Below are 21,847 nucleotides of genomic sequence, written 5' to 3' on the forward strand. Positions count from 1 at the left end.
GTTTTCCGACATACCGATCGCTCCTTTTTTTAGATAGTCTTAAATAGAAGTTACACTGAAAATTACGTTCTCAGCGTAACGCATAAAGTATCATATATCTTGATATGAAATTTTGCAAGGTAAAATATCATTCTGCTTATTAAAAAATTGTTTTAACTTGACAAATAAACAAACTCGACGCAGAGCGGAACTTTCCGAAACGCCGGAAAGAATATCGCTAAAAAAATCTGCGGCAACTTATATTTACGGCAGAGTTACATAACACCTTGCCGAACCCGCCAAATCGATTCTGTCGCCGTTTTTTAATACGAGGATGAATTTCATTTTTGCCCAATATTCATGACATTCTTTCAATATCGTATAAATCAAATCGGTATCCGGAAGTTCGAAGTGTTGTGTCGGAACACCCGTAAAAGTATAGACCGTTTTATTTTTTTTGATTTTGACAGGAAGCGTACCCATGAGCTCGCCTCCGTTATGCGCATCGTATACGAATATGTTCGCCTTTTGCGTTTTCGCGGGCTTTTCGGCAAGCGTTATCGTATATGCGATATCGTCCCACATGTGATAATTGGCATGGTCAAAAGCGACGGTACTTCTTTCCCCTGCAGGCGGCTCATCGTTTTCCGTATCGGTCTTTTTATCGGAAAAATCTTTTTCGTCCGAATAAACGATTTTTGCGTCGTTCCACGCGTTCCATGCAAGCGACCACTTTTCGGTATTCGCATTTTTATCGATCAGTATGTATTCGAGCGAAAGGCAATCGCCGAAAGCACAAGCTCCGACATAACGCACGCTCGCAGGAATTTCGATGCGTTTTAACGAAGGCACGTCAAAAAATGCGTTATAGTTAATTTCTTCAAGCCCGTCGGGAAGCGTTATCTCTTCGAGCTGCATACAGTCAAAATAACGGAGAAATTTCGTGCTCATCGGCAGCACGCATCTGCGCACATTTTTGATGTGAAAAAGCTCGAGTATGCAATCGTCGTCTGCGTAAGTGCATTCCGACAGATCCAAATCGAAATACAGGTTTTTGGAATTTTTTGTTTTCCACGTCAGCGTCACCAAGCTGTTTTGTGTTTCGGAAGAGAGCACGTCTTTTATTTTTATTGGAACGGTTTCGCTCTCGGCACCGGATGCGATTTTATAATTTTCGACATAGGATTTAAATTCGGAAACCGTAAACGTTTTTTGAGCGAATACGGAAAACACCGAGCAAAACACTGCAAGCGCGATAATCGATTTACGCATAATTTCTCCCGGAACCGGCCGGCGGCGATTCGTTACATTATGAATGAAATACAAAATTTCGTCTATTTGCTGCAAAAGTGCCGACGCCGCATCTTTGCAGCCCCACGTGAGCACACCGTACGCCCGATACCCGGCGCGCATGAACCGCCCTGCAAAAAATCAGTGCAGTACGGTACCGACAAAATTCCGCGCGCCGTTTATAAAGGACTGAGCGCCGAGCGCTTTTTTTCCCTGCCGCTGCAGTTCCGTTACGGCGAGGATGCCGCTTCCCGTTTGAACGAGGATCCCCCGTTTTTTGTCGAAGGAAAACACGGTGCCCGGAATTTCGGGTGAAGCGGCAGTTTTCGTCATAGGCGGCTTTTCGTCTTCGACAACGCGGGCGGAAAGAATTCTCAGCGGAGAGCCGTTTTCTTCCGTCCACGCTCCGGGCTCAGGAAAATACGCACGGATCTTCGCGTCGATTTCCGCCGCAGTTTTCATCCAGTCGATGCGGCAGTCGTCCTTTGTGATGATTTTCGTATACGACGCTTCCCCCGCCTGCTTTTTTCCTTCGGGAAGCTTGCCGTTCGAAGCGCATTCGCCGAGCAGTTTTTTAATAATTTCAGCGCCGCGCCCCGCACAGTGATCGAGCAATGAACCCGCCGTTTCGCTGCCGTCAAGTGCTACGATCTCCTGCGCAAGGATATCGCCTTCGTCCATTGCAAGCGAAATCGTCTGTACGGTGACGGCCGTTTCAGTATCGCGGTTCAGGATGGCTGCGTTTACGGGAGCAGGCCCCCGGTATTTCGGAAGCAGAGATGGATGCAGGTTGACGGCGCCGAGCGGAAAGAGCGAAAGAAATTTCGGACCGAATATGTGACCGTAAGCAAAGCACACGAGGATGTCGGGCCGGATACTTGCGATTTCTTCGCGCGAAGCGGCATTCAAACGTTCGGGTGTAAAAAGCGGAATGCCGCGCTCTTCGGCAAAACGCGCAACCGCAGTTGCCGCGGGCGTTTTATGTCTTCCCTGCGCGCTCGGCGGATTTGACAAAACGCCTGCAATTTCATAACCGTCCGCACCGTCAAAAAGCAGCGAAAGCGTTTTTGCGGACGCTTCGGGACTTCCCGCATACAGCACTCGAATCATCGCTCGTTCCTTTTAAAAATTATTAATCGACAAAACTTCTTTAAAATGCGGCATTGCAAAAAGTGTCAATTTTCGAAAATGCCGCAGCCGTGCGCGTTTTTCACGACGAGGAACTTCGCTCCGACGTTTCAAGCGAGCGCACACGTATATCCGCGAGTTTTACAGCCGCCGACCGTCAATGAAGTACGGATTTTTTCGCTTCTTTTGCGGCGATCTTTGCCGCGATGCGCTTCTTTTTCGCTTCTTTGTCCGCACGGCGCTTTGCTGCCTTTTCTTCGCGCTGCTTAAACTGCTCTTTTGTCTTTTCGGCAAATTCGGGATCACCTCTGTCGATAAACAAAATGCCGTCCAAGTGATCCGTTTCGTGCTGAATGATCCGCGCGAGCAGACCCTCAGCTTCAAGCGTAAACGGTTTTCCGTTTTCGTCGAGCGCCTGCACTGTAACGCGCACGGGACGGCGAATCGTTTCATATACGCCGGGAATCGAAAGACAGCCCTCTTCGTAATCGCCGACTTCTTCCGATGTCGAAACGATCTGAGGATTGATAAAAACGCGCTTTACATCGTCATCCGCAACGGCGACAAAAAGGCGCAGTTTTTTTCCGACTTGAGGAGCCGCAAGCCCGACGCCGTTCGCATCGACCATCGTTTCAAACATATCGCCGATAAGCGTTCTTATCTCATCCGTCACTTTTTCGATCGGCAGCGCTTTTTCACGCAGCACTTCTTCTCCGAGCTTATAAATCCGTATCACATCGCACTCCGGAAATCGATTTATCTTCGAGCTCGCCGTAAGCACAGCATCATTCACTGCCGCTTTCCGAACTCACCATTCGATCAATTAAACTTAATTTCGAGTTTTTAAAAACTCGAAATTTTCCATCCGCTTTGCTCACCATTCGACAAATTATTAATTTTTCAAACGCAGACGAGCGGCTCTCGCGTGAGCGGCAAGCCCTTCGGCGTCTCCCAAACAGGCGGCAGCTTCGGCGCTCCTTTTTACACCCGCCTTTCCTTTTTCACATCTCAATGTCGTCACCGTCTTTAAAAAAGTGCGCACGCTCAAGCCGCCGGTAAAACGCGCAGAGCCCGACGTCGGCAGCGTGTGATTCAGCCCCGCAGCATAATCGCCGAACACTTCGGCCGCATAGTGACCGATAAAAAGCGAGCCGTAATTGTGAACGAGGGAGACGAGCTTATCGCATTCGCTCCCTTCGGAAACGGCAAGCTCCAAATGTTCGGGCGCTTTCCGGTTTGCAAGTTCCGCCGCTTCTTCGAGCGAGCCGGTAATGATGATCCTCCCGCACGAGGAGATGCTTTCTTCGGCCGTCGCCCTTGTCGGAAGAGATGCAAGCTGCACTTCGATTTCCGATGCGACACGTTCGGCGAGCTTTTCGTCGGGAGTGGCGAGGACGGGCTGCGCAACGGGATCGTGTTCCGCCTGCGCAAGCAAATCCGCCGCAAGCCACGCGGGATCCGCCGAGCCGTCGGCGATGATAAACACTTCCGTAGGACCTGCAAGCATATCGATACCGACCGTACCGTAGACTTCTTTTTTTGCGGCAGCGACGAATGTATTGCCCGGGCCGACGATGACATCGACTGCCGGAATCGATTCCGTACCGAAAGCCATCGCGGCGACCGCTTGAGCGCCGCCGCATGCGAACACCGTTTTTACGCCGCAGATAAAAGCCGCCGCCATAATGCCCTCGTCCGCATAAGGCGCTCCTCCGACAAAAGGTTTGCCGGCTTTTCCCGTACCCGACCGTTCGGCTTCGCCCCTGTCGTTCGGATGGACGCGAGGCGGTGTGCAAATCACAAGTTTTTTTACACCCGCGGCAACCGCAGGGGCAGACGTCATAACGACCGTCGAAACGAGCGGAAACCTTCCGGCGGGAATATACGCACCCGCGCTTTCTACGGGAATCGTCTTTTGACCCGTAAACAGACCCGGCTCAAGTTCGGTTTCGAAATCCGAAAACGACTCCTTTTGTTTTTTCGCAAAACGCAACGCCAAATCATACGAATACGAAAGCGCATCGTAGACTGCAACTCGTTCGTGTTTGAGCTTTTCCGCAGCCGAGCGCAATTCGTCTTCCGGCAATAAAAAAGATGCGGGAGAAGCCGCGTCGAATTTTTTCGCGTAATCGCGGAGCGCATCGTCTCCCCGTTTTTTTACGTCCTCGATAACCGCCCTCACCGTTTCCGCCGAACCGGTAAAATTGCGCGGCGCAAAAAATTCTTTTTCAACTTCCGATGCGTATTGAATCCTTATCATGGCGAAGTCAGTATAGCAAAAAAAATGATATTATGCACTCTCATTGGGACTTGCTTTTTAATATATGGCAGGCAAACGAGACCTTGCTGCAGCCGACCCTTCTATGGGCTTCCGTCTCGTCTGGAAAGAGTAGGCCGAGCAATGCGCGTTTGTTCGGTGCATCGTAAAACCGGTGCACCCGCTTCGCCCGGCGATACGAGCGCTACAGCACTTCGGTCACAGAATTGATGATACGGAGCACTTGGGAAAAGCCCGTCGCTTCGACGGCTTCGCGACTCTCTGCCGAAGGCGACAGCAGATAGAGCGCATGCCCCTTTTCTTCTCCGTCATTGAACGCGGCCATAATCGTACCCATACCCGAATAATCGATCTCCGAGACCTTCGATAAATCGAGTACGACGTTATCGCGTCCGATCGCGTCGTACAGCTTTTGCTCAAGCTCGGCAAGGGTATACGCGTTGATCGCACCTGAGAGTTCATACAATACGTAATTCGCACCGCTTTTTTCCGTAATCGTCAATCGATCCATAATGGCTCCGAATATTACAGGAAGACTCGGAAAACTTGAGTTTCTCGAGTCTTGCCTTAGATTTAAGTTGCGCCGTATTTTACAACGAGAGCGCTTACGTCCGCTTCGATTTCTTTCGACATAAATTTAACAAGATTGTCGTAGACGAACTGTGCTATGCGGGAAGCCGGAAACGTCAAGTTCGAAAGCATAACCTGCTGGACGCGCTCTTTGCCGAAAACATCTCCGCGCAGCGAACGCGATGTGAGAACCCCGTTCGTACACGAAAGCACGATATCGCCTTTGGTGAGTTTTATCTGCCGTACCGAAATATAGGGCGCAATATCGCGTACAAAGCCGAGTACATGACCGCGTCCCTGGATTTCTATAATATTATTGTACGACTGCGTATACACGAAAATCGCGGGAATACCGCAGTTGATGTAATACATCACGTCGGCGGAAAAATCGACAAGCGCGAAAGTCCCGTTGAAAATGCTGCCCTTCGGAAGGTTTTCGCGGATAAATACATTGACCCGTTGGATAAGCATTTTAAAATCGTGCGTTTCCGCAAGGAATGTCCTGATGATCGATTTTAAAATGACCATGTTCATACTTGCGGCGATTCCCTGACCGCTCAAACTTCCGATAACGAACAGATGCGTGTGATCGTTGATCCTGATCAAATCGATAAATTCGCCGCCGATATTGTGCGCCGATTTCATGATATAGCCGACATCGGCTTTCGGATTTTTAACGGCATCGACATCTTCCTGAATGGACGCGATGATTTGAGACGACATACGGATTTCACGGTTGACCGTACCGATGATCTCTCTGTTTGAAATATTGCGCATATAGTAGCCGAATACGAAAAAGTACGAATACAGGCGCGTAAGGATGGAAATATCGTAAGCGGTATAATGTTCACCGCTCGTCTTTAAACCGAGCGTGATGCAGCCGAGGAGGTTTCGTCCTTCGCTCAACAGGATGAGCGCATCCGAATGCGTATCTGCAAAGAGGGCGGCGAGCGCTTCCCGCGCTTCGCCAATATCGCTGCGCGCATCGATTTCCGACAGAGCGATGACGTTGCGGCCTGCGTTCAACAGCGCATCGAACGCGGGGCTGTCGGCTCGAACGGGAGTATCGCGGATGACAGATGAAAAGGCATTTTCGAGGTACTCCTCTCCGTTGTTGACAAATACGGACATGGACGAACACTGGACGTTTCGCGTAAACATATTGTATACGCTCATGATGATTTCGTCCATTTCGCCGCTGTAGTCGATCGATGCGAGGTCGGCTTCTAACGAAGCTTCATAGTCGGTCGGCCGAAGGCGGCGCGTCGTTGTAAGGTATTTTGACATACCCCAGATAAACAAAAGCGACAGCCCAGTACCGATAACCAAGAGCGTATAAAACGGCAAGGAACGACCGCCGGTAAGCGGGAACAGCAATATAAAAACGGCAACGAGAAAAACGCTCGGAATAATGTATGCAAACAAAAGCCTGAGAATATACACAAGCGCGTCGTTCGCAGACGGCATGGCGCGAACCGATTCCGAACGCAGCAGCATCAACAAAAGAAATTCGTATGCGAGCGGATAGAACAGATAAAAACCCGGTATGTCCCGTGACAAAAATCTGATGAACAGAAGCATGCCCCACATAAAAAGTACGGAAAACAATTCAAGGTAACCGAGATACCTTTCGAGCCGCGTAGAACGGTATTCATTGAGCAGCAACATGACAAGAACGCAAACGGCGGGCAGTGCAAAACGATACAAAACGATATAAACGGTGAGCCATGTCCACGTAAAAATATTCGCCAGTTCTCCGCTGAAGATATATTGCGAAACGATCTTTATGCCGCCGTCGGCAGAAATTACGATCAACTGGAATTTCATAAATACGATATACAGGGCAAACGCAAATAAAATTACCATCATAGTGATGATGAGCGGAATACCTCGTTTTGCCCTTCGTAAAATAAAGTAAAATGAAATATTTGTTAAAAAGACGGCTTCTATAAAAAAGAGCAGCTTGGCGACCAGCAGGAAGACGCCTTCACCGAACGGCAAATTGATTGCGGCAGTAAGCAATACGGAAAGGATCGTCGCTAAAATAATATCGGCGACAATGCGGTCGCTGTACATGCCTTTCGTACGATGTACATAGCTTATGTAAAATGACAACCAGATAAAAAAAACGGAAAGCGCAAAATTGAGTATTACAAATGCCATATCAACCCACCTTTGCAACCATCATCGTGATATCGTCGTGCAATCTCGCGCCGCCGTTGTATTCGGGGATCAAACGCACGATATCGTCGATACATTCTTGCGGCGTTTTGTCGGCGCTTGAGCACAGCATTTCTTTAAAGACGTCGCTGTTACCGAACTGGATGCCGTCGCTGTTCATGATCTCAGACAAACCGTCGGACGCGATGAGGATCATATCACCGCGGAAAAGTTTTCGCTCCTCGACCGTGATGTCTCCCAAATCGATGATGCCGACAAGACTCGCATTCGATGCGAGAGGCTTTATTTTATAGCCGCTAGGTACGCGCGAGAGAACGAGGGGATCGGACATGGACGCGTTGACATAGCGCAGCGTCATCGCATCGGTATCGACTAGACCGAGAAACAATACGGTGTATTTATCCTGCAGTTTCATATTTTTTATGGCACGGTCGATCTCTCGGATAATATTTTCGATGTTCTCTTTATCGTCGATGATCTTCAAGGTGTTTACGACCAGACCCATGATGAGCGCCGCCGCAAGTCCCTTTCCTGAAACGTCGCCGAGCAGGAGCAGCGTTTTATTTTTATCGATTTGTAAAACGGAATAATAGTCTCCCGAAACGTTGATGAGCGGTTTATAATACGCGGCGAGCTGGAGCTTCGGAATGACGGGCATCTGCTGAGGAAGAAAGGAGCGCTGAGTGTCAGCAAGCAGCTGCCATTCTTTCGTAAGATCGGAAATTTCGGTAAGGTTTGAAATCGTGCGGGAACGCGATTGAAAACGCAAAAATTCTTCATAAAGCTGCAGGTACGCATCGGCATCAAAGAGTTTCGTATAGCGGCAAAAGATAAACAGTTGCTGCGTACCGCACACGAAAAAAAAGCCGCGCGCGTCTTTTGTCGATGAAACGATACCGAGAGAATCGTCGAGCAGGTAGGTTCCTTCCGGCCACGAAAGAGGGAAGTTGCGTTCAAGCGCATCGCGCACCTCAGACGAAGATGCAAATCGATCGGGGCTGTTGTACAAAACGTAATTTTTTTCCCGATCGATAAAGAGAACCGAACAACCCGCTTCGTTCTCGAGGATGTCCGCAAATGCCTTATACAGGTCATCGAGCGAATAGCAAAAACGCAGGCGGTTGGTAAAACGCGTCAAATAGCGCGTTTCGCTTTTTTCGAAAGTCTGCTGATGCATTCGACTGCCGATCATATCGCGCACGACATCGCCGCCGAGCAGCAAGAGAACGAAAACGGTTGCGGGGATCGATATGAGCAGGGCAAACGAATGCCCTTCCATATCTTGCGGCATGAGCATCGATGACACGACGATAAACAGAATTAGGATTGCAGCGTTGACGGCAAGAAAGACCAGCCTTTTCCGCGTTTTATACATGATACACCTCGACAACATTATGAAATATACGTAATTTTTAAAGTTACCTCTAAAAAATGAAATTTTTAGAGGTTCTCAATTCGAATTGCGCCAGTATAGCATATTATCGAGGGTTTCGCATAGATACTCGGCGATTATGCAAAACACGCGTTGCAAAAAACGATGTGCTTGTCTATACTGAGTAAAATACTCCCGCAATCCGGAGACTGTCATGGCTAAGGTAATCACGTTCGGAGAAATCATGCTGCGCCTCGCGCCGGAAGGCTACAAGCGCTTCGTACAGGCGGATAAATTCGACGTCGTGTACGGAGGGGCGGAAGCGAACGTTGCAGTTTCTTTGGCAAATTTCGGCATACCGGTTTCGTTCGTCACAAAGCTTCCCGTGCACGAGATGGGAGACGCAGCGCTCAACGAACTGCGCAAATTCGGCGTCGATACGAAATCGGTCGCGCGAGGCGGAAAGCGGCTCGGCATTTATTACGCGGAAAAGGGTGCAAGCCAGCGCGGCTCCCTCGTCATCTACGACAGGGTCGGCTCTTCGTTTCAAACGGCATCTCCGACGGACTTCGATTGGGATTCAATATTCGACGGCGCGACGTGGTTTCACTTTACGGGCATAACGCCCGCGCTCGGAGACAATGTCGCGGCAATCTGCCTCGAAGCGTGCAAAAAAGCGAAAGAGAAAAACGTCACGGTGAGCTGCGATTTGAATTTTCGCAAAAAATTGTGGAGTTCCGAAAAAGCGGGAAAGGTCATGGCGGAACTCATGGAATACATCGACGTGTGCATTGCAAACGAAGAAGACGCGGAAAAGGTATTCGGCATCGCCGCGAAAAACACGGATGTAACAGGCGGCAAGCTCGATAAAAAAGGCTATGAAGACGTCGCAAAACGGCTGGCAGACCGCTTCCGTTTACGCCAAGTTGCGATCACGCTCCGCACGTCGCTCGGCGCATCGGACAATAAATGGGCAGCCCTCCTGTACGACGGCGAGCGGTATTACTACAGCAAAGAATACCTCATCCGCATCGTAGACAGAATCGGCGGCGGCGACAGTTTCTGCGCGGGACTCATCTACGGTAATTTGATGGGATCGGATCCGCAAAAGACGGTCGATTTCGCGGTCGCCGCGAGCTGCTTAAAACAGACGATCGAAGGCGACTTCAATCACATTTCGGCGGAAGAAGCGGAAAAACTTATGGGCGGAGATGCGTCGGGCAGAGTGAACCGTTGACGGCGTGCTTCGTTTGCCGGAGTAAAACAATAACGGGACGGGACTGTCGAAAAAAGCAACCGTCTTTTTAAGGCAGCCCCGACCTGTGCGTCACTTCTTTTCTTTGAGGCTTTCTTCGAACGCCTTTCTGTCAAAGGGCGCGTAAATAGGATCCTTCGGCACATAGTCGGTATCGTCCCACAGTGAACTCGTGATCATCAAATCGGCGCTGTAGCGGTTGCACGCGATCGGTATATTGTGGATCCTGCATTGGCGCAAAAGCATTTGAATGTCGGCTTCGTGCGGCTGCGGATTCAAATCGTCTATAAAAAAAACCGCAAAATCGATTTCCTTTCGGACGACGAGCGCCGCGATTTCCGCATCCCCTCCCATCGGCCCCGAATGCATGCACGTAATATCGCTCGAAATGCCGTGCCCCATAAAGGATTCCCTCACGAGCGTGCCCGTCGTTCCCGTACAAAAAAGCCTGTGCTGTGAAAGCATTTCGGCATTGTACAGCGCCCAGTCGACGATGTCGGCTTTGCGGTTGTCATGCGCTACAAGCGCTATCCGTAATTTTCGTTTCATAGTATTCCTCACGCGGTATCCGTTATAAACCGTCACCAAGCTATCGTAATAGTTTGATCCGAAGTTCCGCCGGTAAAATCCTGTTGTTCTACTTTTGTTCCGTCGGAAACAAACAGCGTATACGCTCTTCCCTTTACAAAACCTTTAAAATCGATTTTACCCGAATTATTCAGCGGCACATATACAAGCGGCGTATGTGCAGCCTTATCGATGATACACACGCTTTCGTTTACCGGAGAACCGAGCCCGGTAACTTCGAGCTTTACCGTACCTTCACCGTACACATCGTTTTCGGCAGGAACGGTATTTTTTTGAACCGAATCGGCAGCCGCCAAAACGTTTACCCGTCCGTGTCCGAACCTTTCGTCAAAAGAAGCCACGCCGTCTATTTTATCGGCAGTATTTTCAATCAGCGCTTTTAACTGATACGGCGTTAAAGAGTGCGCGTTGTCAAAAGAAAGCAAATAGCTTATAAGACCGGTTACAAAGGGAGCCGCCATGGAAGTACCGCTCATCGAAACATAAGACGATGCAGTCGAATTGCCGCATGAAATAATGCTTTCTCCGGGAGCGACGACGCTTATCCACGCGCCGTTGTTGCTGAAGCGGGCTTTTTTGTCTTTACCGTTTGTCGCACCGACTGCGAGTACGCCGGGGAATGCCGCAGGATAAGCTGCCGTATAGCGCCCTTCGTTTCCCATAGCGATTACGGGCAACACGTTGTGCATAAGCGCGTTCGTTAAAATACTGAAAGCGTATTCCGAACCGATCGAGCTTCCGAACGACATATTTACCGGAACCGTTTTTTGCGTAATTTGAAAATTCGAATCCATATATGAAGGGAGTTTTGCTTTTTCCTCTGCCGTTCTTGTTGTCGGATCTTTACGCAAAATTTCGACGGTGTTCGTCAAATCCGCCAAAGCACCGTACAGTGCCCACGCCGTCCCTCCGCCGTTAAAACCTAATGACTGATACGAAATAAGTTTTGTTTTTTTCCACGCGACGCCTGCAATACCTTTGCCGTTGTCGCCGAGTGCACATATAATGCCCGAACAGTGAGTACCGTGCCCGCTTGTATCCCAATTCGAGCCGAGCGGCACTTCGGTAAAAGGATTTCCGTTTTTTGCCGATTTTGCATACAACACTACCGATTCGGAGAGCGCATTAAAATCTTCGTGCTGCATATTTATGCCTGTATCGATAATGCCTGCAACGACATCTTTGTCGCCGTAGCCTACTGTTTTGTATGCTTGCAGTGCCTTTGTTATGTCCAAGGCATAGCTTTCCGCATCCGAAACCGGATCCTGCAAAACATTGCCGTCACCGAGCCCTTGCGTACTCGCAACGGGTTCGGTTGAAAACGGAGATAAAGCAATGTCTTTGGATTCGACAATTTTGGGAGACGCAACTTTATAGTCGTTGTCCGCGCTGAGCACGCCTTTTATCGAAAAGACGGATTTCAGCAATGCCTCATTGCCGGTATTTTTATGCAAATACCAATAGGTAAAGCCCGTACCGGTTAGAGAAAGCTCGCCGCATACGTCGATACCCTTATCCGTAAAAAGCTCTTTATCAAAACCGTCGGCGGTTTTTGCGATGACAAAACCTTCGACAATATCGTTTTTGTTCGGTTTATACGGCATCGTGCCGGCCGTAAAACCAGCCGAACCGTTTACAACGGGAGCGCAGGCAAAAAACAGAACGCCGAATGCCGCAGCTAAAATTGCCAGTATCTTTTTCATCTTACTCCCATAAAAACTTTTGCAGAAAGCTGCAACTTTCGAAAAAGTTTTTAGCCGTGCGCGCAAGCGCACATGTTTAATAATCGAGTTTGCGAAATAAAGTGTATCGTATTCATTCGATTTTATTAAAACGATACGTATACATATCTTCCGCAAACATCCGCGCAAACTCGAGATAAAAGGCGACGGCGATATTTCAGACGGCGCTTTTTATCATACCTCCTTTAATCTGCAATCGTAAACGTAAAGCGTCCGTTTACCGCATTTGCACCGTTCGCTCCGTTGTTTCCGTACGATACGGCAGGACAAAACTGCGTATTACCGTTTTCATCCGTATATGCATATTCTTTTACAAAACACAAAGCGGTATCATCGTTAAGCAAAGCAAAATTGTTTCCCCAATCCTGTATATCCCATTGGTAGCTCGTTCCTTTTTCGTAGCTCATGGGCGAATTCAAGCCGTTTGTTCCGTCAAACGAAACAACATTGAAAAACGGAACCTGAACGAATTTTTCGGTAAACTCAATAACCCCCGTCCTTTTATTCACTCTAACAAGGTCGTCAAGTGAACGTACACCGTATCGTCTCAATATACCGGCAGTAATCAACAAGGAAACTCTTACGGGCTCAGTCTGCAGTTTGCCGGTCGTCGGATCGCATACTTCGATAAAAATTTCCGGACGGCCTCCGTAGTCGAAAACATAAAGCAATTTGGCGCCGAAATAGGGAATACCTCGGAAATCGTTGATCAACAAACCCAAACGCATATAATCGCTTTGTGCCGAGCCGAACATATTCGTATTGCTTATTTTGCACTTATATGTGAAGTTTGCCGCATTTGCAGATGTAACGAGGACATTATTCGCAGGAGAAGTCAATTCATACGTAAACGATTCCAAAAGCTTTGTCGTTATAACGGGAGAATACTTTTCGCTTTTCGCGTTAAAGGCTCTGATTTTATATTCGTATTCTTTGTTTTCTTCCAAAAGCGAATCACCGTCGATACCGACATGAAAGCCCTGTCCGCTGTAAGTTTCTGTCTTTAAATCATCGTATAAAGTTCGGCTCACGAAGAGAAAATCCTGCGGCCTTCCTTTTTCCCGACGATACAGGTCAAAGCCTAAGATTCCTTCTCTGGAAGACTCTCTTAAAAATTTGAACCTTACCAGCATCCTGTAAGACGAACGCCGCCCGCCGACAGGCTTGAGGGAGTATAGATTTTCCGAATACGGCAGCCGCTCGGCGATCACGACAAGATTTTCGAATTCGCAAGTCGATAAATCGGAAGCGGATGCTGCAGAAGCGCTGAAAGTAACCGGTATATGTTTTTCGATACGATTGTTCGCAATATCGTAGCCTACGACAATCAACGTGTCTTTGCCGTCCGGCACTTCTTCGAGATCGAACGTATACGTCGATGTAAATTCGCTACCGCTTTTGCTTACCGCACACGAACCGCTTATTCCGCTCATTTGATTCGGCGCTTTGCCTATGCCGAGTTTTACACCGAAAGCTCCGAAATCCGTTTCTTCTACAGCGCCGACATCGGATTTAAATACAATGTGCACTTTATCGGAAGCTGAAATAACGGTATTTTCGTCTATATCGGTAAAAGTTCCCTTTCCGGACTGTGCCGACGTTATTTTAGGAGGTGTAATGCCGCGGGTTATCGTTCCGTGTACAGGCTGAATTAAAGACAGGTTTTGTTTTGCTATCGAAAGCGGCTTCCAGTTTTCAAGTCTGGAGCCGGCCCATTTTTCTTTTTCGCCGATAAGTTCGAAATCGTACCGCTGATCCGTCGCAATATCGTAAAGCATAACCTTACCGTCCGTTACCGTGTAACCGCTTCCGATTTGTTCGGTTGTTCCGCTTTTATACACATTAAGCGTCGTGCCACTTACAACAGTGCCGCCGATAGAATCGGTCACCTGAATCCGTATAGTAGAAAATTCCGCAGGCGTTTCATCAGGGAAAAAAGGTTCGTCGCCGCTGTCGGAGGATTGCGCGCAACCCGTCATCGAAATAATCAATGCACACAAACATACCGCCGTGCACGCAGTTTTCCATAGCGTTTTCACCATAACCTCCTATAAATCAAACTCCGGTTTATACCTTTGCAGCTTCACGAAAACGGGCTTTGAAGAGGGAACATCTATACTGATTACAAGGTAGGGAGTTGTAAAAGCTTGCGTTACTATTTGAGTCGGCGCGGGGGCGGTTATTAAAAATACCGTTTCCAAACCGTCTTTCGTGTATACCGCGGAATGCAGTCGTATGCCGTAGCCGCCGGTATTAAAACGGCCTGCGCATACGGCGATTACCTTTTTTCGTTTAAAATCGATTTTGGGCGCCGATCTATCCGATTGCCCGTGCAAAAGTGCATACAGCCTGTCCAAGTCTTTTTGGTTTTCGATTACCGCAGTGCCGAATTCCGCACCGTAACTTCCTTCTGCAAGGATTTCGTATGAGATATCCACACGTCCCTCTCGTCCCGTTAAAACGGCATCGGGATAGAGACCGGCGTTTTTATCGCTTTGTGCGGATACAAATCCCCCTGCCTCGTACGATACGGACGGCGCAGTCGTACTATCCTGCAATTTTGCGGGAACCGATTTACACGCGCCCAGAAAAAAAGCGAATAAAACGATTAAAAGAATATGTTTACGCATCTCTTCGGAAAGTAGCATATATCGTTTTTTTTATCAATATTTGCACCGGTCTGCAAAGCGCAATCGGCACGATGTCAATCCGCGTCATGCGGCGGCACGCACGGAAAGATGCCGTCCTCGCACACGATATGCGAAACACCCGCGTCGCGGACGCCGGAGGGGACATCGTTTATGATCTGGCACGAAAAACAGAGACCTGCCAAAACCGGAAATGCATAGGAAATCCGCGCGATATATCGATCGTAAAAGCCCTTTCCCTTTCCGAGCCGCCTGCCGTCGCGAGAAAAAGCGAGAGCGGGTACGAGAAAAAGTGCGCCGTGCGGAAAGCTCTTCGTATCGACTTTTTCGAGATCGGTTTTCGGCTCCGTAATACCGTAAGCGCCGATTTCCGTCTGCACTTCAAACGGAAGAGCCGCATCGAGATAATAGAATTCCATCGTACCGTAAGCATCGATGCAGCGCGGGAGCGCGACTCGCTTTTTGTTTTTCAAAGCGGATGCGATGATGCCCCTCGTTTCGACTTCGCTCGAATCGGATACGAATATAAAAACGGCATCTGAGGCCGCATAGAGTTCGGAGCCGAGCAGGAGGCGCTCGATCTTTTTCGATGCCGCATCCGCGCGATTTTTTTCCGCGGTAAATTCAAAAATCGCCTTCCGCATCGCCTGCCGAGCGAGACGCTTTTTTTCCATAAGTTCCGTTTCGTCAGAAAATCTCATAGCTCGCCGCAAGTCTTCGTTACCGATCATTCGGAAACGCGAATTGTTTTTACTCCGTTTTCTTCAACGAGTTCTTACTTATTAATTTTTTTAAAAATTTTATCATAAGCTTTGATAATTTTTAGTTTGTCTTAAAAAATCTTTTGGAGAGATAATTCTTAAAGCCGAATTTTTAAAATCACGCGGATCACGTGTGATAATTGCGTCAAAGTTATGCGATGCAGCGACTGCATTTTGTACAGCATCTTCGAAATCATTCCAATCGGAATCAAGCGCAGCAAAAATGGTCTCCTCGGAAACATCGGCAATATGAATAACCGACAGCAATCGTTTTATAATATCTTTAACTTTCTGTTTATCTCGAAGCGTTTTATAGGAAATATAATAAATATCCGTAATTGCAGAAGCTGAAATATATTCCTGTACATGCTCTCCGCAAAGTTTAAGAAGATCAACCGCATCTTGTACAAACGGGGGTCTGTTCAGCAAAATATCAAGGACTATATTCGTATCAATCAATATCCGCATATTTTTTAAGTCTCTCCTTACGGTATTCCGAAAGTGCTTTTCCCGTATCGGGAATCGCCCCGACGAGGGAATCTATTACGGATGAGGCGGACTCTTTTTTCAAAGCTTTCGGGAAAACGGTATATGTAACGACAACCTCTTGTCCTTGTCGAAATTGTACGGACGAATCCAGCACTATTTGAGTGCCGTTATAATATCCTTTAGCCGTAGCAAGCATATACACCTCCGTTTTTATATGATTATAACACGGTTTACGAAAAGTTGCTGCGACAAATCCGCCGGAAAAGCCTCTTTTCACAATTAAGCACCCGCTCCCTGTTGACGATGCGGACACAAAATAAGTATATTATAAATATATAAAGATTGAAAGCTTTATATACTCTTACACAAACGAAAGCCGTCTAAAAAGCGGATGCTTTTTATCGACTGCGGTTTTTGCGTTGCGGAAACTGCGGTTTGCGCTTTTCGGCGCGCAGCTGACGGCAGCTTTTATCATAGGAGCATAGCATGAAAATCAAACCTTTAGCGGACAGGGTTCTCGTCAAAAACGAAAAAGCGGAATCGAAAACGGCATCGGGCATCATCATACCCGAAGCGGCGCAGGAAAAAACGCAGACGGCAAAAGTCGTCGCAGTCGGACCGGGTACCGAAGAAGACAAAATCACCGTCAAAGTCGGCGAACGCATCATGTACGACAAATATGCCGGCACGCAGATAAAGATCAACAACGAAGACCACCTCATCCTCAAAATGAGCGATATCATCGCGGTTATCGAAGACAAATAAATTACAAGGGTCGAGCGTCGAGTTTTAAAAGCAGCAGCTGATAAAGCCGTGCTTTCGACGACGCTACGTCCGCTCATGTAAAGCCGGCGAAAGCCGGTTTTTTTTATTTCCGTCATTCAGTGATGCGTGAAATGATTGGAAAATTTCGAGTTTCGGCAAAGTCGAAATTCGGACAATTTAAATTTGACAAGTGTAAAGACGACAATTGTCCGGCCGTTATTAAATCGATAAGATGATAAGCGCTGATGCTTGAACGGGTACGATTCGAAACTTCGGAGAAATATCGATGAATAGATTTTCAAAAATGACGGCCGCTATTGCCGTTTGGAGCCGCATGGCGTTAGCGGCAGCTGTGTTTGTTTTATGCAGCGGAGCCTTCGCCGCGGCGCAGACAAACGCGGCATCGCCCGCCTTTAAAGTCGAAGAACAAAACTTTCAAAGAAACGGCATGAAAATATCCGGAGAGCTTTTTATACCCGACCGAGCATCGCCCGTGCCCTTGGTCATCCTTTCGCACGGATTCGGCGGAAACCGCGGAGGCGTTAAAGGCTATGCCGAATCTTTTGCGGAACGGGGTATTGCCGCATACATTTTCGAGTTTATCGGCGGCGGCGAGCATATCAAAAGCGACGGAAAAATGACGGAAATGTCGGTGCTTACCGAAGCCGAAGATTTGATTGTCATTCTCGATAACTTAAAAGCCGACGCGCGTTTTAAGGCGGAGCAAATCTTTTTATTCGGAGAAAGTCAAGGAGGATTTGTTTCGACGTATGTTGCCGCGATGCGTCCCTCCGATGTCGCGGGCTTGGTTTTATTATACCCCGCTTTTGTGTTGCATGATTACGTTCGGCGGCGCACACCCGATCCGGAACGAATTCCCGACACAATGAAGCTGCTCGGAAAAACCGTCGGGCGGATTTATAATAAGGATGTACTGTCCTTTGATATTTATACATTGATGCCCCGGTATTCAGGCAAAACGCTCATCATTCACGGAAGCGACGATTCGCTTGTACCGCTGTCGTATTCGGAACAGGCGGTCAAAACCTTCCCCGATGCGAAGCTCATAAAGCTCGACGGGGCAGGTCACGTCTTTTACGGAAACGCGATGCGGAAAGCCGCGGACGATGCGGTACAATTTGTACAAAGCATAATCGGCGAAAAAAGACCTCAGACTCGGTAAAAGAGTAAGCGAATAGAAAACTTTTTTGCTGCCGTTGTATAAAAATTATTTTGGCGTTTAATATGAAAAACAAGGAAACGGAAAACTTAAACCCTACTTTAACTTGTATAGTAAAAATACGATACTGACGCTGTTGTGAGACGGCGCCGCTCTGTGTTGAGCGCCGTGCAGACCGCACGAAGGACGAAGACTGCAGAATTATACCAACTGCCGCCGCATTTGACACGGTTAAAACCGGACGATGCGCCTTTTCGAGCCCCTGCCGTTTAACACTCCGGCTGCTTTTAATTTGACTTGTAAAACAGCCGGAATATTTTTATTGCGCTTGTTGAGCTGCTTCAAAAAATTTCTGCATGGGCTTTATCAGATTCGGCGCAAGGACTCTATTTAAGTTTAGCGGAGCCGCCGGCGGCGTATTCTTTACGATAGAATTGTTCAAGGCGATCGGTTCGCCTAAAAAATAGAACGTAGCAACACCATGGTAATTATCATCGATCACATTCAGCCCTGTTTCCCATTTAAAAACCAGCAAAGTACCGAATACCTTTTGCAGCGTTTCACGCTTTGCGGCAAAGGCCTGCCCCACATCGGCGCGGGTACGGTTTTGCAGCATAAACAAAACGGGCGAATAACAGTAAATACCGTTTATTCCCACTCTTTCTTGCGCCTGTAAGGTAAAATACGGCGCAAAAAAATCAATATGGTCAACCGTATCCGGCGGCGGCTCCGGTCGGCGGTAGACATTATGCCCGATAAACCGCTGCAATTCCGACACATCTCCGACATCTTGAATTAAGATGTTTTTGTTTCTCACTGAATCGAATAAGTCCATAGTTTAAAAACTCCCATAAAAACTTTTGCAGAAAGTAAGACAGCCGGCGTTTTACCGGCAGCACGATACAAAACGATGCAACAGCACCCGTTAAAGCGGTGAGTTACTAAAACCAAAACGGAAATTCTTTTTATACAGCCTCCAGTGTTTGTTGTTTTTTGCGTCGTTAAAGGCGCCGGCCAGTTCCGAAGGAGTGGTAAAATCGGTACAGTTACCTTCGCCGAGGATTTCAGTGTACAGAACGCAGCTTGCATTATCGCCCGTCGCGCGTGTCGGCAAATCGGCCAAAACTTGTGTAAACGCTTGTGCGGTAAGCCGATTGTTGTCGCAGTCCAGCTCTTTCAAATCGGTACACCCTTGTACGTTAAGGGAACTAAGCTGATTGTTGTAGCACTCCAGCCGTTCCAAAGCTATACACCCTTGTACGGTAAGGGAGGTAAGCTGATTGTTCAAGCAGTCCAGCCCTTTCAAAGCCGTACACCCTTGTACGGTAAGGGAGGTAAGCCGATTGTTCCAGCAGTCCAGCCATTTCAAAGCCGTACACCCTTGTACGTTAAGGGAGGTAAGCCGATTGTCCCAGCAGTACAGCTCTTTCAAAGCCGTACACCCTTGTACGGTAAGGGAGGTAAGCTGATTGTAGCAGCAGTTCAGCGATTCCAAAGCTATACACCCTTGTACGTTAAGGGAGGTAAGCCGATTGTTTCTGCAGTCCAGCCCTTTCAAAGCCGTACACCCTTGTACGTTAAGGGAGGTAAGCTGATTGTTCAAGCAGTACAGCCGTTCCAAAGCCGTACACCCTTGTACGGTAAGGGAGGTAAGCTGATTGTTGCTGCAGTTCAGCGATTCCAAAGCCGTACACCCTTGTACGTTAAGGGAGGTAAGCTGATTGTTGTTGCAGTACAGCCCTTTCAAAGCCGTACACCCTTGTACGGTAAGGGAACTAAGCCGATTGTTCCAGCAGTACAGCTCTTTCAAAGCGGTACACCCTTGTACGTTAAGGGAACTAAGCTGATTGTTGCTGCAGTCCAGTATTTCCAAAGCGCTTAAGCCTTGTACATTGAGCGCGGTACTATCATTATTGCCGTAGACGCGGCAGTACAACTGGCTGATGTTTCCCTTCAGGATGACGGCGATACCGGATGCGTTCAGTGTGGTCGTAGAGCCGCTTGCAAGGCTTGGTACGGTACCGCCTTCTACCGTAACGGCAGTACCGTCCGCCGTTATCACCGAAACCGTGACGGTGCCGGCTTTAAAAACGAGCGAGGCTCCGCCCTTAACAAGAGGCGCTTGCGGTGTGCCTTCCGTACCTTCTTCGCTTGCAGCATTCGAACAGCCGGTAAATACCATTGTGATGAGGAGCACAAAAGCCGCTCCCAAAAAGGCAAATGCCTTTGAATTATGTATTTTCATATATTTCCTCCAACACCCTTTAATACAAAGCTTCCGAATTTTATTATGATTATACTTCAACTTCTTTAAAAATGCAATGCAGCTCGAACGGCTTAAAACAATACAGGCAGAGCAAAATAATTTCAGCCGCGACCTTCACGACGGAGTTGCACAAAATCTTGCCGCACTGAAAATCTATCTTGAAAAAGAAGACTTTTCAAAATCGAAGTTCTATGCAAATCAGGCGCTGAACGAAATCCGCTATATGATCGGTTCCGGAAGTATTGAGTTTACGGAAGATTTTGAAAAAATCGTGCGTGAAATTTGCATTGCGTTTGAAGCGAATTTCGGAATAAAAACGAATCTTTACGTTGCAAGTCAAAAAACAGCGGCACTTAAAAAAACGCAAAAAACGCATCTTATTCGGATTTTGCAGGAAGCGTTGAGCAATATCTTCCGGCATTCCGATGCGACACAAGTCGAAATAAAAATCGTAGACGGGATCGATGACTTCCGTTTTATAATCTGCGATAACGGAAAAGGTTTTGAAAAAACCGAAGTTGAAAGTAAAAATCAAAAAGATGGGGCAAAACAGTACGGACTTACCAATATCAAAAAACGTGCCCGGCTTATCGGCGGCGATGCCGATTTTATAAACGAAGGAGGATTTACAATTGCAGTCACCGTTAAAGATTCTGTTCGTTGACGACCACACAGGTTTGCGGGACGGAATGATTTTTATGCTCCAAAACAAAAATCCGTCGCTTTCCATAACAGGTGCGGGGACAATCCCTGAAGCGGTCAAAAAACTTAATAAAGATAAAGATATCAAAATTGTGATTTTGGATTTGAATCTCGACGGCGAAAATTCACTTGAATCGGTTTCAAAAATAAAAAAAGCGAATCCCGATATTTTGATTTTGATTTACACTATGTACAATGATGATATTCACGCAGAAAATGCGCTGTTGCTCGGTGTCCAAGGCTTTATCACAAAAGAAGCCTCAGTCGACGAAGTTGAAAAAGCGATTCTTGCAGTAGGTTCCGGGAACACGTATTACAATAGAGCGGCAAGCAAAGTTTTGTACGCTCTTTTACCGCAGAACAAGGGCAAGCATATCGTTCGTGACGAAAAAAGTTATCTCTTTGACAATTACAAAAGTCTTTCAAAAAAAGAACAGGAAGTTTTCATTCATCTCGCCCAAGGTCTTGATATCGTTGAAATTGCGGCGCGGCTCGGAAAATCAAAAAAAACAATTTTGAATCAGCGGACTGCGGTTTACGGAAAAATGTTTATCCGAGACAGGCACGATTTGATTGAAAAAGCAAAGTTTTTAGGGCTGATATTTTAATGAAAGAAAGTTCAATGAAACAAAGAATTTTTACAATCGTTTTCA

The 21,847-nt window shown here is 47.6% G+C and carries 21 protein-coding genes; 5 read left to right on the forward strand and 16 right to left on the reverse strand.

The window, feature by feature from the left end:
• Positions 1 to 243: 243 nt before the first annotated feature.
• The 7 genes from H9I36_RS09125 to H9I36_RS09155 all read right to left on the reverse strand — a co-directional run bounded on the left by H9I36_RS09125 (position 244) and on the right by H9I36_RS09155 (position 8,801).
• A complete protein-coding gene (locus tag H9I36_RS09125) occupies positions 244 to 1,251 on the reverse strand; it encodes a leucine-rich repeat protein (RefSeq protein ID WP_222864683.1) in 1,008 nt (335 codons plus the stop codon).
• Between the two features lie 159 nt (positions 1,252 to 1,410).
• On the reverse strand, positions 1,411 to 2,379 hold the full coding sequence (gene fmt, locus H9I36_RS09130) for a methionyl-tRNA formyltransferase (protein ID WP_187385051.1): 969 nt from the start codon (positions 2,377 to 2,379) through the stop codon (positions 1,411 to 1,413).
• A 175-nt stretch (positions 2,380 to 2,554) separates the two neighbouring features.
• Entirely contained in the window at positions 2,555 to 3,130 is a 576-nt protein-coding gene (def, locus tag H9I36_RS09135; RefSeq protein WP_187385204.1) for a peptide deformylase, read from the reverse strand.
• A gap of 159 nt (positions 3,131 to 3,289) precedes the next feature.
• A complete protein-coding gene (gene hisD, locus H9I36_RS09140; protein WP_187385052.1) occupies positions 3,290 to 4,657 on the reverse strand; it encodes a histidinol dehydrogenase in 1,368 nt (455 codons plus the stop codon).
• A 202-nt stretch (positions 4,658 to 4,859) separates the two neighbouring features.
• Positions 4,860 to 5,186, reverse strand: coding sequence for an STAS domain-containing protein (locus tag H9I36_RS09145; RefSeq protein WP_187385053.1), 327 nt, complete (start codon positions 5,184 to 5,186; stop codon positions 4,860 to 4,862).
• Positions 5,187 to 5,248: 62 nt separating this feature from the next.
• A complete protein-coding gene (locus tag H9I36_RS09150) occupies positions 5,249 to 7,408 on the reverse strand; it encodes a PP2C family protein-serine/threonine phosphatase (protein WP_187385054.1) in 2,160 nt (719 codons plus the stop codon).
• A gap of 1 nt (position 7,409) precedes the next feature.
• Positions 7,410 to 8,801, reverse strand: a complete 1,392-nt coding sequence (locus H9I36_RS09155) for a PP2C family protein-serine/threonine phosphatase (RefSeq protein WP_187385055.1) — start codon at positions 8,799 to 8,801, stop codon at positions 7,410 to 7,412.
• A gap of 211 nt (positions 8,802 to 9,012) precedes the next feature.
• Here H9I36_RS09155 and H9I36_RS09160 point away from each other — a divergent pair, with 211 nt between their 5' ends.
• Positions 9,013 to 10,035 (forward strand): sugar kinase, encoded by a 1,023-nt coding sequence (locus H9I36_RS09160; protein WP_187385056.1) that lies wholly within the window; start codon positions 9,013 to 9,015, stop codon positions 10,033 to 10,035.
• A 90-nt stretch (positions 10,036 to 10,125) separates the two neighbouring features.
• On the opposite strand, the gene H9I36_RS09165 is transcribed toward H9I36_RS09160, so the two are convergent.
• The 7 genes from H9I36_RS09165 to H9I36_RS09195 form a co-directional block, all read right to left on the reverse strand.
• Positions 10,126 to 10,602: a methylglyoxal synthase gene (locus H9I36_RS09165; protein ID WP_187385057.1), complete on the reverse strand. Its 477-nt coding sequence runs from the start codon at positions 10,600 to 10,602 to the stop codon at positions 10,126 to 10,128.
• 32 nt (positions 10,603 to 10,634) lie between these two features.
• Positions 10,635 to 12,344 carry a dentilisin complex serine proteinase subunit PrtP gene (gene prtP, locus H9I36_RS09170; RefSeq protein ID WP_255422720.1) on the reverse strand — a complete coding sequence of 570 codons (1,710 nt, stop codon included), beginning with the start codon at positions 12,342 to 12,344 and terminating at the stop codon, positions 10,635 to 10,637.
• A 224-nt stretch (positions 12,345 to 12,568) separates the two neighbouring features.
• Complete coding sequence (prcA, locus tag H9I36_RS09175) at positions 12,569 to 14,425, reverse strand: dentilisin complex subunit PrcA (RefSeq protein WP_187385058.1); 1,857 nt, start codon at positions 14,423 to 14,425, stop codon at positions 12,569 to 12,571.
• A 6-nt stretch (positions 14,426 to 14,431) separates the two neighbouring features.
• Complete coding sequence (gene prcB, locus H9I36_RS09180; RefSeq protein WP_187385059.1) at positions 14,432 to 15,013, reverse strand: dentilisin complex subunit PrcB; 582 nt, start codon at positions 15,011 to 15,013, stop codon at positions 14,432 to 14,434.
• A 74-nt stretch (positions 15,014 to 15,087) separates the two neighbouring features.
• Complete coding sequence (locus tag H9I36_RS09185; RefSeq protein WP_187385060.1) at positions 15,088 to 15,732, reverse strand: 5-formyltetrahydrofolate cyclo-ligase; 645 nt, start codon at positions 15,730 to 15,732, stop codon at positions 15,088 to 15,090.
• A gap of 102 nt (positions 15,733 to 15,834) precedes the next feature.
• The gene (locus H9I36_RS09190) at positions 15,835 to 16,260 is read right to left on the reverse strand and encodes a PIN domain-containing protein (RefSeq protein WP_187385061.1); all 426 of its coding nucleotides are present in this window, start codon (positions 16,258 to 16,260) and stop codon (positions 15,835 to 15,837) included.
• On the reverse strand, positions 16,244 to 16,477 hold the full coding sequence (locus tag H9I36_RS09195) for a hypothetical protein (RefSeq protein ID WP_187385062.1): 234 nt from the start codon (positions 16,475 to 16,477) through the stop codon (positions 16,244 to 16,246). The genes H9I36_RS09190 and H9I36_RS09195 overlap by 17 nt, the downstream gene beginning before the upstream one ends.
• Before the next feature lie 290 nt (positions 16,478 to 16,767).
• Between H9I36_RS09195 and H9I36_RS09200 the strand changes: the two genes are divergently transcribed.
• Both H9I36_RS09200 and H9I36_RS09205 read left to right on the forward strand, forming a co-directional pair.
• On the forward strand, positions 16,768 to 17,046 hold the full coding sequence (locus H9I36_RS09200; protein ID WP_021329442.1) for a co-chaperone GroES: 279 nt from the start codon (positions 16,768 to 16,770) through the stop codon (positions 17,044 to 17,046).
• A 334-nt stretch (positions 17,047 to 17,380) separates the two neighbouring features.
• Positions 17,381 to 18,229, forward strand: coding sequence for an alpha/beta hydrolase (locus H9I36_RS09205; RefSeq protein WP_370586967.1), 849 nt, complete (start codon positions 17,381 to 17,383; stop codon positions 18,227 to 18,229).
• A gap of 316 nt (positions 18,230 to 18,545) precedes the next feature.
• On the opposite strand, the gene H9I36_RS09210 is transcribed toward H9I36_RS09205, so the two are convergent.
• On the reverse strand, positions 18,546 to 19,061 hold the full coding sequence (locus tag H9I36_RS09210; RefSeq protein ID WP_187385064.1) for a hypothetical protein: 516 nt from the start codon (positions 19,059 to 19,061) through the stop codon (positions 18,546 to 18,548).
• A 90-nt stretch (positions 19,062 to 19,151) separates the two neighbouring features.
• Entirely contained in the window at positions 19,152 to 20,471 is a 1,320-nt protein-coding gene (locus H9I36_RS09215; protein WP_187385065.1) for a leucine-rich repeat domain-containing protein, read from the reverse strand.
• A 76-nt stretch (positions 20,472 to 20,547) separates the two neighbouring features.
• On the opposite strand from H9I36_RS09215, the gene H9I36_RS09220 reads away from it, so the two are divergent.
• Together H9I36_RS09220 and H9I36_RS09225 are read left to right on the forward strand one after the other, a co-directional pair.
• On the forward strand, positions 20,548 to 21,156 hold the full coding sequence (locus H9I36_RS09220; protein ID WP_187385066.1) for a sensor histidine kinase: 609 nt from the start codon (positions 20,548 to 20,550) through the stop codon (positions 21,154 to 21,156).
• Between the two features lie 34 nt (positions 21,157 to 21,190).
• Positions 21,191 to 21,802, forward strand: a complete 612-nt coding sequence (locus tag H9I36_RS09225; protein ID WP_255422721.1) for a response regulator transcription factor — start codon at positions 21,191 to 21,193, stop codon at positions 21,800 to 21,802.
• The last annotated feature ends 45 nt before the right edge of the window (positions 21,803 to 21,847 follow it).

This window comes from Treponema sp. Marseille-Q4130 (genome assembly GCF_014334325.1).
Lineage (GTDB): Bacteria > Spirochaetota > Spirochaetia > Treponematales > Treponemataceae > Treponema_D.